The sequence below is a fragment of the Pseudoduganella umbonata genome (assembly GCF_014192225.1).
GTDB lineage: Bacteria > Pseudomonadota > Gammaproteobacteria > Burkholderiales > Burkholderiaceae_D > Rugamonas > Rugamonas umbonata.
Map to the genome: position 1 here is coordinate 713,014 of NZ_JACHXS010000002.1, position 14,265 is coordinate 727,278.

A 14,265-nucleotide genomic window follows, 5' to 3' on the forward strand; every position below is an offset into this window, starting at 1 on the left:
CAATTTCCCCGCTGTCCGGGTCAGTAACTACTCACTTGCAAGTTACTGTGGTGCGCTCAACAATGTCGGTGCCGTGCGGTACCACGCGCCATCGAGCAGTACCCGCAGCAGCGCCGCGGCGCTGCCGTTCCAGTCGAGCCAGGGCATGGCGCCGGACCGGGGCGCCTGTCCGGCCGCGTGCAGCTCGAGCCAGCAGGCCAGCGCATCGGCCAGCTGGGTGCCGTTGCCGGCTTCGAAGTACCAGGCGTGGTCGCCGGCCACTTCGCGGAACACCGGCAAATCGCGCGCGATGACGGGCAGGCCATGGTGCGCCGCCTCGATCAGCGGCAGGCCGAAGCCTTCGCCCGCGGATGCGGCCAGCAGCGCCGAACTGCACGCATACAGTTGCAGCAGCGTGGCATCGTCGGCGCGCGGCAGCCAGAACAGGCGCTTGCCCGCTTCCGGATGCTGGCGCAGGCGTTCGGCCAGCCGTTCCGTCATCCAGCCGGTCTTGCCGACGATGACGAAGTTGGCGTCGATGCCGCGGCGCCACAGCTGTTCGAACGCATCCAGCGCCTGGGAGTGCATCTTGCGCGGCTCCAGCGTGCCGACCATCAGCAGCGACGGGCGGGCACGCACGTGCGCCAGCAGGGCCTCGTCGGCCGGCGCAGTATCGGCAACTCCGACATCGCTGCCGCCGGCGGGAATGTCGGCGCCCAGGTGGAACCATCCCACCGGCAGCGGTGTCGGCCGCCGCACGTCGTTCTCGCCGATCCAGTCCAGCAGCTCGTCGGCCACGGCGCGCGAGATGCACACCAGGCCATCGGCCGTTTCCGCCACGGTGCGGACCCAGTTGGCGAACCATGGCGCCGCGCCGGGGTTGAACATCTGCGGCTGCGTGATCGGCAGCAGGTCGTAGACGACGAAGTACAGCAGCACGCCGTGGCGGCGCATGTCGGCATACAGCGCGCGGTTGCCGGGCACGTGGTTGGGAGCCAGGTCGAGGCCGAGGAAGATGTCGTCGGCGCGCAGTACCACGGGCTGCGGCGGCTCGGTATCGTCTGCCGTCAGTGGCGCAGAATCAGTATCGCCGCGCAGTGGCGCAGCAGCGGCGCCGCCACGCGCGCCGAAGCCGTGCGCGTAGGCGTAATAGCCGCCGGCGTCGTACACCGGCTCCACCACGCAGCCCGCCGGCGGCGATTTCAGCAGTGCGGCGAGCACGTTGCGCACCACGCGCTGGATGCCGGACTTGTCGTCCGTCTGCACCAGCACGGACAGGTCCACCAGCAACTGGGGCCGCGGATCAGGCCGCATGGCGACGATCCACCATGTTGTCCACGGCTTCGGCGGCGATGAAGGCAGGCAGCCCGCTGGCCAGCGCGGCGAACAGGATGGCCGGGTCGCCGGTGCCCCGGTCCAGCACCAGCGAGGCGCCGGCCAGCGGCGCCAGCGCATCCGCCCCGGCCGGCAGCTGGTCCGCCAGCATCGGCGTGCCGGCGCTGCCGTGGGCCCGCGGCGGCACCGCGCCGGCCCACGGCAGGTCGGCGGCGCCGGCCAGTTCGGCGCGCAGCACGGTGGCATTGCCGGCCAGGCCGGACGGCATGGCGCCTTCGTCCGGCAGCAGCCGCACGGTGGCGCAATGCAGGCCGCGGTTCGACTGGGCCTGCGGCGGCGTGCCGTCGTCGGCGGCGCCGCAGAACATCAGGAAGCTGTCGTGCGGGTGGAATTCGATCACGCTGTCGTCCAGCACCAGTTCCGGGCGGTCGATCAGCCGGTCCAGCGTGTAGCGGCGGGCGTAGCGGAACACGCCGCGCTCGTCGCGCCGTACCGGTTCGACCCGGTAGCCGGGCGGCGGCGCCTGCAGCAGGCGCCGCACCAGGCTGCGCTGGGCGGCGGCCTGGGCTTCCGGGCGGGTGCCGGCGATCAGGTCGTCCACGTCGATCAGCAACTGGCGCTTGCCGCGCACCAGCCGGTTGGTGGCGATGCACAGGGCGGTCTGCGCGAGGTCGTCCTCGGACGGTTCGGCGGCCGTGCCGATCGCGCCCAGCGACGCCATCAGCTCGCGGTAGCGCGCGCCGGCGCTGTCGTGCGCGAAGCGCTCGATCGTGTCGCGGTACATCGCGCCGATGTGGGCCGGGTGGTGCACCTTGCGCATATAGGCGCCGGCACGCTGCGACAGGTCCTGCGCCATCTGCCGGTCATGCCGCAGGCGCAGGATCGCGTCGGCCAGTTCCTGCTCGGTGAACTGGTCCGGCAGCTTGATCGCCACGTCGTCGGCCACTTCGGCGGCGGAACCGTGCGCGTTGATGACCGTCGGCAGCCGGTAGGCCAGGCAGTCGAGCACCGTGGCCGAGGTTTCGCCGCGCGAGCGGCTGCGCAGCTGCACGGCGCAATCGGCCGCGGCCAGGTACAGACGGTACAGTTCCTGCGACGCGAAGCCGGTGATCCTGATGCGCGGATGGTCGCCGATGCGCGCCACCAGGTCGCGGCCGAACTGCAGGATGTTGTTCTCGCCGACGAATACCAGGTGGCAGCGCTCGTCGCTGCCCAGGCTGCTGTTCAGCCACGCTTCGAGCAGCTTGTCGTTGCACTTGGTCAGGCCGAGCAGGCCGAAGGTGCAGACCACGAAATCGCCGTCGGCGATGCCCAGCTTGCGGCGCGCGCCGTCGCGGTCGATGTGGCCGGGCAGCACGCGCAGCAGCGGGATCATCTGCCAGTCGGCGGCCGTGCCGGCGCCGTACCAGGCATCGGCCAGTTCGCGCGAATGCTCGGAGTGCACGATCATGCCGGAAGCCTGCGACAGCACCGCTTGGTTCGCCGGGCACTGGTACAGCGAGTATTCGCGGCCGTGCACGATCTCGTCGGTCAGCGCGTAATAGCCGTGCGATTCGTAGATGGCGCGGCAGTAGGCGTTCGGATACGGCGCCGCCGGTTCCAGGTAGTTGACGATCCCGGACAGGAAGAAGTCGTGCAGCACGACGATGCCGGGGTGGCGTTCCAGCAGGCCGAACATATGGCTGTGGAACGAGGAATTGCCGAAGTGGTAGAGGATGCGGTCGAACTCGTGCGCATGGTCGTCGAACCAGGCCACGCTGCGTTGCGGGAAGTTGGCGGCAACCCACGTGTCGGTCAGCGTGTCCTGAGCGAGGATCACGTCGATGTCGTAGTAGCGGGCCAGTTCCGGCAACAGCTCGGCGCTGTAGTCGGCGATGCCGGAGCGCTCCGGCGGCAGCGGCGACACATAGGCCAGGCGGCGGCGGCGCGCCGGCGCGGCCGGCTCCAGTGCCGCCACGGCCTGGCGCGCAGGCGCGGCGCGCCGGTGCACGTCCTCGAACGCTTCCAGCGTGCGGCGGGCGCTTTCGTCCCACGAGAACAGCTTCGCCTGCCGCAGGCCGTGTTCGCGCAGGCTCTGCGCGAACTGCTCGTCGCCCAGCACCGCCTGCATGTGCGCCGCGATGTCGTCCACCCGTCCTGGGTCGAACAGGGCATCGGGGCGGCCGATCACTTCCGGGATGCTGGTGGTGTTCGAGCCGATCACCGGCGCGCCGCACGCCATCGCTTCCAGCGCCGGCAGGCCGAAGCCTTCCTGCAGCGAAGGGAACACGAACAGCGCGGTGCTGTTGTACAGCGCCACCAGGTCGGCATCGGGCACGAAGCCGGTCAGCACCAGGTCGCCGCGCGGCACGCCCGCGGCCTCGGCATGGCGCTGCAGGCGGATGCGGTCGCCTTCGTGCACGTTGCAGACGATCGCCAGCTGGTAGCGCCGGCGCGTGTCGGCCGGCAGCGCGGCGTAGGCCGTGATCAGCCCCTCGATGTTCTTGCGGTAGTCGATGCCGCCGGTGTACATGATGAATTCGCGGTGCAGCCCGTAGCGCTGGCGCAGCGCCTCGCGCTCGGCCGGTGCCAGCGGCTGCGGCTGGAAGATGTCGTCCACGGCCGAGGAAATGTTGACCACCCGGTCCTGCGGCAACTGCAGCACCGAAACCGCTTCGTCGGCCGTGTAGCCGGAAATCCCCAGCAGCAGTTCAGCATTCTTCAGGCCCTGCAGCTTGCGGTAGTACCAGTTCGCCACGTGCGGCTCGGCCAGGTATTTTTCCTTGGCCTGAAGGGGAATCAGGTCGTACAGCGTGACCGCCGTGTCGAAGCGCCCGGTGCCGTGCGCCACCGAGGCCACGGCGTTGTCGCCCAGGCCTTCGAACAGGCTGGCCACGTGCACCACGTCCGGCTTCAGGCTGGCGATGAAGTGCTCGCGCAGCTGCTCGGCGGCGCGGATGCGCCAGGCATTGGCCTTGTCGTATTCGGCGATCGGCGCCGGCACGTCGAAGGTGTGGATGCGGGAGGCGGGCAGCAGGCCGTCGAATGCGCGGCGCAGGCTCGCGATGCTGTCCGGGAAATGGTTGTTCAGGACGAGGTGCAGCTCATGGGGTCCGGCGCGCCGGGCCATGGCGGTGGCCAGCGCCAGCGAATAGCGGCCGATGCCGCGGTTGGCGGAAGAAGCCTGGCTGGCCTGCAGGTCGATGACGATGCGCATGGTGATTCCGTTACAGGTTGCGTTGGCCGCGCACGGAGCGGCGCAAATGGTCGAGGGCCTGGCGTGCCGGCGCCGGCATGGCGCTGGTGTCGGCCATGGCCACGGCGGCCGGCGTGCCCGCCTTGTCCTTGGTGCGCAGTGCCACGGTGCGCGCCAGCACCATCAGGCGGGGATAGCGGGCGATCGCGCTGCGCAGGTAGAACGACAGCTTCGGGCGTGCCACCACGAAGGCCAGGCCGGCCTTCAGCACGCGCACCACCGAGCCGCGCACCACGCGCACCGCGCTGCCTGCGGCGTTGCCGGCCAGCGCCGTGCCGCGCCGGCGCACCTTGCCGGCGATGCGGCGGGCGCGGCGCACCGCACCGCGCGCCAGCCGGTTGCCGTCGCGCAGTGGCCGCGTGACGCGCCATGACAGGCTGGCCTGGGTGGCATGCAGGATGGCATTCACCTGCATGCCCCATTCCGCATTGGCGCGCAGCTGTTCGTCGAGGGCTCGCAGCTGCGCGTTTTTCGCGGCCAGTTCCTCCGCGTCGCGCGCGGCCTGCGCGGCGAGGCGCTGCGCATTGGCGAGCGCGTCGTCGTGCTCGCGGCGCCGCGCATCGACCCATGCCATGGTTTCCTGCAGGCGGGCGGCCGCCTCGGCGGCCTGCTGCCGCGCATCGGCAACCGTGGCGCGCATCGCGGCCAGCGGGTGGGAAAGCGGGTGGTCCTCGCACAGCACGAAGCCGTCGCCGGCATTGGCCGGCGTGGCCAGCAGCGGTGCCAGGCCGATGTGTTCCTCGGCCACGAAATAGTGATTGACGCCGTCGTCGAACGCCAGCGCATAGCGCGCGCCGGCCAGCACCGCCGCCGGCGCGCGGCCATGGTGGCGCAGCACCACGACCAGCGGGCGCCAGCGCGCCCAGTCCATCGCCGCGGCAACCTCGTCCTCGGTACCGCCGGCGCTGATGCGCAGCAGGTGCACGGGGCCGCTCGCATGCTGCTCGCACAGTTGCGCCAGCGTGGCGGCCGGGGTCTGGCGCATGCGCACGCGCAGGCCCTGCGCCGCCAGTTGCGCGGCGCGTGCCGCATCCAGGCCGGATGGGCCGCCTTCGGCCTCGTAGAACAGCACGTCGCCCGCGGTGGCCGCGGCGGCCACCTGCAGGTTGATGTCGGCAGGGCGCGCGCGGCGCAATGCGGCCTGGTGCGCCTGGCCCGGCTCGACGTTGATGCCGCGCCAGCCCCGTTCGTACAGCGCGCGGGTGACGGAGCCGGTCAGCGGGTCGCCCGCGCCGACGTCGATGTAGAAGCCGCTGTCGACATGGTGCAGCACACGCCGCAGCAGCACGTCTTCCAGGTTGCCGGCATACGAGGTAAAAGTCATGTTCTCACGCTCCGGTGCGTTGCAGGGTGATCCGCGGTTCCAGCCAGGCCACGCCCTCGAAGTACTTGCGGCTCATGTTCAGCACGGTGAACACGAGCGCCAGGTCGCGCCATTCGTAGTTGTCGGTCAGGTGGGTGTCGTTGCTGTGCAGCGAGGTGGCCACCGAGTAGTGGCCCAGGCCCACGTTCAGCGGGAAGCGGAAGTCGAACACCAGCTCGGCGCCCGGCACCAGGTCTTCGACGGGCACGCCCATGTGGAACGTGTTGGTGCCGAACACGTTCTGGCCCAGCCGGTCCTTGATGCGGTAGCCCAGCGTGAGGTTCGGCAGCGGTGCGTGGATCGCCACCGTGATGCGCAGCGTGACGTCGGTGCCCACGTCGTGCACCTCGGCCCGTTCGCCGGCGGCATTGAGCAGCGCGATGTCGCGCACCGTCGCTTCGCCAGTGCCGGAAATCGTCTGCACCTTGCCGCTTTCATGGGTTTCCTGGCGCACCGTGCTGCTTTCGCGTTCGGCGATCATGGCGTTGTAGTAATCCATGATCTCTTCCGGCTTGCCTTCCTTGCTGATGCGGCCGCCGTCGAGCAGGATGGCGCGGTCGCACACGGACTGGATCGCGCTCTTGTCGTGCGAGACGATCAGCAGCGTGGTGCCCTGTTCGCGGAAGGCGCGGATGCGCTCGAAGCTCTTGTGCTGGAAGTAGGCGTCGCCCACCGACAGTGCCTCGTCGACGATCAGGATGTCCGGCCGCTTGGCCGTGGCCACGCTGAACGCGAGCCGCATCTGCATGCCGCTCGAATACACGCGCACCGGCTGGTCGATGTATTCGCCGATCTCGGCGAACGCCTCGATCTCGGGCATCGCGCGGGTCAGTTCGTCCACGGTCAGGCCGATCAGCTGGCCGGCCATGAACACGTTCTGGCGGCCCGTGAAATCGGGGTGGAAGCCCATGCCCAGTTCCAGCATCGCCGCCACCCGGCCATGCATCGCCACGTGGCCCATGGTCGGCACGGCGGTGCCCGTGATCAGCTTCAGCAGCGTGCTCTTGCCGGCGCCGTTGATGCCGATGATGCCCAGCGCTTCGCCGGGGTGCAGCGTGAAGCCGATATCGCGCAGCACCCAGACTTCCTGGTGGCGCGGTTTGCCGAACGGGACGATCCATTCGAGCAGCCGCGCGCGGTGGCTGGGATAACGCTTGAAGGCCTTGCCCAGGCCGAGTACTTCGAGGGTGCCGTTCACAGCTGATCCACCATTTCTCCCGCGCGCTTGCGGAACAGGTGCATGGCAAGCATGCACAGCAACAGCGCCACCAGCGCCACCGGCCACAGCGTGGACCAGTCGGGCCAGCGGTGGCGTACCAGGATGTCCTGCGCCGCGCCGATCACCGGCGCCATCGGGTTCCAGCGCAGCAGGTCGCGGATGTGCTCGGGCAGCACGGTGACCGGGTACACCACGGGCGTGAACCAGAACCAGAACTGCAGCAGGATCGCGAAGAACTGGCCGACGTCGCGGAAGAACACGTTGAGTACGCCGAGGATGATGCCCAGGCCGATCGCGAACGCGACCATGACAAGGTACACGGGCACCAGCGCCACGTAGGGCAGGCCGGGGAAGTTGCCGGAGAGGACGAGGAAGACGGTGAACAGCCCGAAGATGATGCCGAAATTGATGCCGGCGTTGGCCACCACGATGATCGGCAGGCAGATGCGCGGGAAGCTGATCTTCTTGATCAGCCCCGCGTTCTCGATGAACATCGTCTGCGCCCGGCTGGCGATCTCGGAGAACAGGCCCCAGCTCAGCACGCCCGCGCACAGGTAGATGCTGTAGGCGAATTCGGCATTGGTGTCCGGCAGCCGCGAGCGCATCACCTGGGAAAAGATCACCGTGTAGACGACGATCATGGCCAGCGGATTAAGCACGGTCCAGGCCGCGCCGAGGATGGAATTGCGGTACTTGGTCTGGAATTCGCGCTGGACGCTGCCGGCGATGAAACCGCGGTAGCGGGATATGAGTTGCAGCCTGGCGTTCATGGGCGGGTCGGCGCGGCGCGGAACGAGGCTGGCATAGGCTGGTTCGATGTCATCGTCGCAATAGTCGAAAGGCGGGAATTATACCCGACAGGCAACGCTGGCCGAACCGCAACAATTGTAAGAAGTGTAAACAGGAAGAGTCTGCAGGGCCTGGTACAAGCGCAGTATGAATGTACTGCAGGCGTGCGCTCAGGCGCCGTCCACCAGCTTTTGCAGGCCCTGCGGATCGAGGATCAGCAGCCGGTTCGCTTCCTTTTGCACGATGCCTTTTTGCGCCAGCGTCAGCAGCGCGCGGGTGACCGTTTCGCGGCTGGTGTTGATCATGTTGGCGATATCCTGGTGGGTGGGCAGGTTTTCCACCACGTCCGGCGCGCCGTTCGGCTGGCTCTTCTTCAGCACCGACAGGAAGGTGAAGATCCGGCGCGAGGTATTGTTAATGGAGAGCAGGGTGCGGAATTCCGAGTCGCGCTGGATCTTCTCGGCCAGGTGGCGCAGCATCATGTTGGCGACCGGCGGCGAGTGCGAGAACAGGTGCAGCGCCACGGGTGCCGGCAGGAACGCCACCAGCACGTCCGACATGGCCACCACCGACGCGGTGCGGGTGGAATTGTTGATGACGGCGATCTCGCCGAAGAAGTCGCCGGGATTGAGCATGCGCAGGCCCACCGCCCGGCCGTCCTCGGTCACGTCGATCACCTGCATCTGGCCCAGCAGCAGGAACAGCAGGCCATCGCCGCTGCCGCCCTTGTGCAGTACCACGTCACGCTTGCTGTAATGGCGCAGGCGCAGGTTGGCCTTGACCATGCTCATTTCGTCTTCGCTGAGCTCGGCCAGCAGGGGAATCTTGCGGAGGTAGACAAAGCCCTTCCCGCCGGCAGCGTCTTTCTCGCCACGCCGGACCCGGACCGGCGTGCCGGTGGCCTGCTGCGTCGGGTCAATAATGTCGTCGTTGGAGCTGCTCATCGGTACCCGTCACCGTATCTTTTGCCGTATCTGTTGCCGTATTTGTTGCCGTATTTGTGCGGTACTTGTTGCCGTCTCTGTCACCGTCTCTGTTACCGTATTTCTTGCCGAATCCATTACATCATCCATAGCGCCAGTACGGCGGCCACGGCGATGCCGGCCGCGTTGGCCGCCATGTCGCGCCAGCAAAAACTGCGGTCCGGCAGCCACTGCTGCAATACCTCGATCAGCCAGCCCGCCAGCAGCAGGCCGCCGATCCACCACAGCAGCGCCGTCTTCGTCCCGGCCACGCGCGACGCCAGCAGCGTGAGCACGGCAAATGCGGTGAAGTGCATCACCTTGTCGTTCGGCAGCGGCGGCAGCCAGCGGTTCGGCACCAGGCAACCCAGCAACACCGCCGCTGCGGCCGCGCCGAACAGCCACCATTCCAACCCCATCGATTCTCCGCTTTCCCTGACGATTCTAGTTCCCGCCGTACCACTGCCAGCTCAGGTGCAGTTGGCGCGCATCATACTGGAAAATCGAAATGTTCTCGCGATCGAAGGCGCCGCGCCACTCCAGCTGCAGCACGGAGCGCTGGCTGACCGGCCACGTCAGCGCCATGCGCGCCGTGCGCGTGCGCTGCCGCCGGACGATGTCGATCAGCCCGGGGGAATAGGCGTCATCGCCATGCCAGCGCTGGTCGACCAGGTCCAGTTCGCCGCCCAGCTTGTCATACAGCGGCGAGCGCAGGAACAGCGCGGCGTTGTAGCCGCGGCGGTCGCCCCCCGGGCGCTCGCCGATCGCGTGGTCGCGCAGCGTGCCGATGCTGAACTGGGCCGACCGGCCACGGTCGCGCCATCCGGCGATGGCGCGCAATTCCATCGTGTTCGAATCGAAGTTGCTGATGGTCTTGAAGCTCGAATGGCCAATGCCGCCCAGCACGGACAGTTCCCAGCCCTTCGGCAGCGGCAGCGGCGGCGTCACACGCAGCTGGGCCTGGCCCAGTGTCTGGTACAGTTTTCCGCCCAGGCTTTGCAGGCCGGCGGTGCCGATCGCGCGGAAGCGCCAGCGCGCCATCCGCCACGGGTGTTCCAGGCCCACGAACAGCGACGCCGTATCGTAGTCGCGCACACTGTCGTGCCGGCGCGCCGCGCCCAGCACGTACAGCATGTCGCCGGCCGAGGACAGGTCGCGCATGTAGTCGCCGGACAGCGTGGTGTAGCCATCGCGCCTTGGCAGGTATTCCGGCAGCAGCTCCAGGGAGCCGCCCGTGCTTTCGAAATACGGGTTGCTGGCACCCTGGTTCACGTTGCTGTCGTGGCCGCGCCCGCCCGCCAGGCGCCACTGCACGCGCGGCTGCCAGCCCGCGCATCCCTGCTGGCGCTGCTGGTTGATGACGTCGCGCACGGAGGCCGGCGGATCGAAGCGTTCCTCGATCTCCAGGTACAGCTGCTCGGCCGTTTCCTTGCGGCCCAGCACGCAGTTCAGGTGGGCCAGGTCGAGCCAGTCGCCCGGCTGCTGCGGGCCGCGGCGCGTCATCTCGGCCAGTGCCGCCTCGGCTTCGTCCTGCCGGCCGGCGGCAATCGCGCCCATCGCTTCGGCATACAGGTCGCTCGGCGCAGCCGCGGGCGGGGCCGCCATGCCGGCCGGCGGCGCCAGCGATGCCAGCAATGCCAGCAATGCCGCGCCAGGCGAAATCCTTGCAAACAGCCTGGAGGCGAGCGTCATGACGCCTCCCTTGCCACACGATCGGCGGACGCGGAGCCGGCGAGCACCGCCAGCGTATGCAGTGCCGTGTGCTCATGGCGCCCGCGCAGCAGCATGTCGCCGATCGGCACGAGCCGGTGCCGGCGCGCGCGGCTGGCCGTACCGGGGCCGATGATCACGTCGTGCGGCAGGTCGCGCGCCGCTGTTTCCAGCCGCGACGCCACGTTCACGCTGTCGCCCACCGCCGTATAGATGCTGCGGGCGCTCGAGCCGAAGTCGCCCGCCATGGCTTCGCCGCTCTCGATGCCGATCCGCACGCGCACCGGCGCGTGGCCGTGGCGGCGCCGGACGGCGTTGAACGCGGCGACTTCGCGCACGATCGCCAGCGCGGCATCCAGCGCCAGGTCGGCATGGTCGTCGACCGGCAGTGGCGCGCCCCAGAAGGTGACGAGGCCGTCGCCGGTAAACTTGTCGAGCGTGCCGCGGTGCGCCAGCACCGGGCGGGTCAGGCAGTCGAGAAAGTCGCGGGTCAGTTCGGCTGCCTGTTCCACCGGCAGCGATTCCACGTGGCCGGTATAGCCTTCCATGTCGGCAATCAGTGTCGTCACGTCCTGCCGCGATGGCGCCAGTGTCGTGTCCAGGTCGCGCTTGAGCAGTTCGTTGACGACCGCGTCCGCCACGTATTGGCGCAACGTGCCCAGCAGGCGGTGCGAATGGCGCTGCGCGAACTGCCAGGCCAGCGGCACGGCCACGGCCAGCAGGAACAGGTTGGTGAACAGCGGGCCGGTGACCGAGAATGCGGCATCGCGCGGTACCAGCCACCAGGCCGCCGCCAGCCACAGTGCCGACGCGCCCAGCAGCAGCGCCACGTTGGCCAGCGCCGACAGCCGGGGCAGCGTCAGCAGCGTGGCGCCCGCCACGACCGCACTGAACAGCATGGCGATGATGGCGCCGGGCAGCGGCGCGGGTGCCTGGCCATCGCGGATGTCGAGCTGCTCGGTCAACGCTGCCGCGTGCACCAGCATGCCGCTGGTCGATGGCGAAAGGGGCGTGGCGACGCGGTCGGACAGGCCCAGCGACGACGAGCCGATCAGCACCAGCGTGTGGCGCAGCAGGTCGGCCGGCGCGCTGCCGTCGAGCACCATCGCGGCGGGTATCACCGTGTAGGCTTCCCAGGCCTTGCGGTACGCGAGGCGCTGCAGGCCGGTGCCATCGCCCAGCCCGCCCCGGGGACCGCCCGCCAGCCGGGGCGCGGCCACGCCGCCGCAGCAGCGCAGCAGCGCAAGCGACAGGGTAGGGTAGTCCTGGCCGCCGAAGCGGGTCAGCACGGGCAGGTGCCGGATCATGCCGTCGCGGTCCGGCACGAAGCCGATATTGCCCACGTGGGCGGCCTGCGCCAGCGCGGCATGGTTGGCGATGTAGCCGCTGGCGGCCACTGCCGGGCGCGCCGGCACGGCCGGCATGCCGGCGCCGGGCACGCCCACGCGCAGCGGCAGGTTGCCCCGGTAGTCGAACGCGTGCGGCACCACCAGCGGCGAGAAGCGTGCCAGTGCCGCCAGGCGGGCATCGCCGCCGGCGTCGGCCGGCTCGGGCAGCACCAGGTCGAGCGCCACGCCGCGCACTTCATATTGGGACGACAGCAGCTCCAGCAGGCTGGCCAGCCGTTCGCGCGGCCACGGCCACGGGCCCAGGGCAGCCAGGCTGCGCTCGTCGATGTCGACGATGGCCAGCCGGGTCTCCGGTGCGGTGGAGGCCTGCGCCCGCAATATTCCGTCGCGCAGCCATTCGTCCGCCGGCAGTGCATCGGTGCCTTCCGCGCGCCACTGTGCGCCAACGCTCAGCAGTACCGCGAGCGTGGCGGTCAGTACCCGCAGCATCGAAGCGGCTGGCACATGGCGGATCGGGGCAAACTTCATACGGACAGGGTGGCGAGGTGAAGACGGTAATATGCAGGGTTGGGAAATCACGAACCGGCGACATCGTGTAACCGGTATCGGGACCGGCGAGTATAGGGCAAGCGTTCGCGTGGGTCAGCATGTTTGCCCCGCAAATCCTCGTATTGGCCCCATAAACCTTTGTATTGTGGCACGAAGTGAAATTCCGTGTGGCAATTTTTATATCGGGTTGTTGCCAAAACGCTATTCGTTAGCATTGGTAACAGGCTTTGCATCGGCATTGGTTTATCGTTACTTTACGACACTGAGCCAAGTTACCATGGAAATTGTGATGACCGTCACAAATCATGTGAGGTTGCTGGCGCAGAATACCCAAGAAGGAGTTTGCCTATGTCGTTCTACCCACAGTCGCCGGTTTGTCGCCCCGCGTCCGCCGTGCTGGCGGTGGCGGCGTTTGTCTTGAGTGCCGGCGCCTGGGCGGCCGAAGCGGGCCGCGTCGTCTTTGTGTCCGGCGAAGCGGGCACCGTGGGCAAGCCGCTGGCTGTCGGCGATGCGGTGCAGGAAGGTGATGAACTCGTCACCGGCAAGAACGGCTATGTCTATGTGCGCACCGTCGACCAGGGCCTGCTGATCCTGCGTCCCTCGAGCAAGGCACGCATCGTGCAATACCATGTGGATACGCAGGTGCCGGAAAATACCCGCGTCAAGCTGGAGCTGGTGACGGGCGTGGCGCGTGCCGTCTCCGGTGAGGCGGTCAAGAAAGCCCGCCAGAATTTCCGCTTCAATACGCCAGTCGCCGCCATCGGCGTGCGGGGCACGGACTTCACTGTCTTTACCGACCAGGAAACGTCGAGCGTGGCGGTGACCGCCGGCGCCGTCGTCGTCAGCGGTTTCGGCGGCAATTGCGCGCCGGGCGGCACGGGGCCCTGCGAACATGCCGCCAGCCGCGAGCTGGCCGCCGGGCAGCCGGGCCAGATGCTGCAGGTGCGTCGCGGCCAGACCCAGCCGCGCCTGACCGTGGGCGGCAGTACGCCAAATACCGTGGCGCCGCCGCGTAACGACGAGCCGGTAGCGAAAGCCGACGGTGTCCAGGGCGTCCCCGTGCTCGATCCGTTGAAGGCGGACCTGCTCAACCAGAGCGTGGTGCGGCAAAACAATGTGCCCCAGCAGCCTGAGCCGCAGCCGCTGCCTCCGCAGATCGGTCCGTCGACGCCGATCGTCGAGGTGCCGCCGGAGCTGCCGCAGGCGCAGCTGCTGTGGGGCCGCTGGGAAGCCGTCAACGGCAAGGCGCCCACGCTGGCAGCTGCCGATACCGCTGCGGCCACGCCAGTGGCGCGCAGCGGTTCGTATGCCATTTACCGCACGCCAGGCACCACGTTCCAGTCGCCCGAGCAGGGCAGTATTGGTTTCTCGCTGGCCCAGAGCGAGGCCATCGTGCGCAACGAGGCGACGTCCGCCGTCACCATGGCGACGCTGCAGAACGGTAAATTGAATGTTGATTTTGGCAAGGCGACATTCGCCACGTCTTTTGACCTGATTGATAATCAGCAAACTTTTGCTTTGCAAGCTGAAGGCAAGGTTTCCCGCGATGGGCAGTTGAGCGGTAATAGCCAGTTCAATAAGCCTACTAATATGAATGTCACCGGCGCAATAGCCGGGCCCGATGGCAGCAGCGCCGCGTATATATTCTCTTCGCGGCTCGACCCGGCGCGCGTTGCCAATGGTGTAACACAGTGGGTTAAATGATTTCCGAGTTTTAATATTCGGATTAAGCGCGGCAGTCAGCCGCGTTTTTTTTGATGGGTGTTACGAATGGG

The 14,265-nt window shown here is 68.1% G+C and carries 10 protein-coding genes; 1 reads left to right on the forward strand and 9 read right to left on the reverse strand.

From position 1 onward, the window contains the following. Positions 1-42: 42 nt before the first annotated feature. From FHS02_RS08190 to FHS02_RS08230, 9 genes are all read right to left on the reverse strand, one after another. A complete protein-coding gene (locus tag FHS02_RS08190; RefSeq protein ID WP_175424827.1) occupies positions 43-1,293 on the reverse strand; it encodes a glycosyltransferase family 4 protein in 1,251 nt (416 codons plus the stop codon). Then, a complete protein-coding gene (locus FHS02_RS08195) occupies positions 1,283-4,510 on the reverse strand; it encodes a glycosyltransferase (protein WP_137314530.1) in 3,228 nt (1,075 codons plus the stop codon). The genes FHS02_RS08190 and FHS02_RS08195 overlap by 11 nt, the downstream gene beginning before the upstream one ends. A gap of 10 nt (positions 4,511-4,520) precedes the next feature. Beyond that, positions 4,521-5,873 carry an FkbM family methyltransferase gene (locus FHS02_RS08200; protein ID WP_137314529.1) on the reverse strand — a complete coding sequence of 451 codons (1,353 nt, stop codon included), beginning with the start codon at positions 5,871-5,873 and terminating at the stop codon, positions 4,521-4,523. A gap of 4 nt (positions 5,874-5,877) precedes the next feature. Then, on the reverse strand, positions 5,878-7,110 hold the full coding sequence (locus FHS02_RS08205; RefSeq protein ID WP_137314528.1) for an ABC transporter ATP-binding protein: 1,233 nt from the start codon (positions 7,108-7,110) through the stop codon (positions 5,878-5,880). After that, entirely contained in the window at positions 7,107-7,901 is a 795-nt protein-coding gene (locus FHS02_RS08210) for an ABC transporter permease (RefSeq protein ID WP_137314527.1), read from the reverse strand. The genes FHS02_RS08205 and FHS02_RS08210 overlap by 4 nt, the downstream gene beginning before the upstream one ends. A gap of 189 nt (positions 7,902-8,090) precedes the next feature. Then, positions 8,091-8,864, reverse strand: coding sequence for a Crp/Fnr family transcriptional regulator (locus FHS02_RS08215; RefSeq protein ID WP_137314526.1), 774 nt, complete (start codon positions 8,862-8,864; stop codon positions 8,091-8,093). Positions 8,865-8,980: 116 nt separating this feature from the next. Beyond that, on the reverse strand, positions 8,981-9,301 hold the full coding sequence (locus FHS02_RS08220; protein WP_137314525.1) for a VanZ family protein: 321 nt from the start codon (positions 9,299-9,301) through the stop codon (positions 8,981-8,983). 25 nt (positions 9,302-9,326) lie between these two features. Continuing rightward, positions 9,327-10,574, reverse strand: coding sequence for a tetratricopeptide repeat protein (locus FHS02_RS08225; protein ID WP_137314524.1), 1,248 nt, complete (start codon positions 10,572-10,574; stop codon positions 9,327-9,329). Then, positions 10,571-12,430, reverse strand: a complete 1,860-nt coding sequence (locus FHS02_RS08230) for an adenylate/guanylate cyclase domain-containing protein (RefSeq protein WP_175424826.1) — start codon at positions 12,428-12,430, stop codon at positions 10,571-10,573. The genes FHS02_RS08225 and FHS02_RS08230 overlap by 4 nt, the downstream gene beginning before the upstream one ends. Before the next feature lie 453 nt (positions 12,431-12,883). On the opposite strand from FHS02_RS08230, the gene FHS02_RS08235 reads away from it, so the two are divergent. After that, positions 12,884-14,194 (forward strand): FecR family protein, encoded by a 1,311-nt coding sequence (locus FHS02_RS08235; protein WP_371870557.1) that lies wholly within the window; start codon positions 12,884-12,886, stop codon positions 14,192-14,194. Positions 14,195-14,265: the final 71 nt, after the last annotated feature.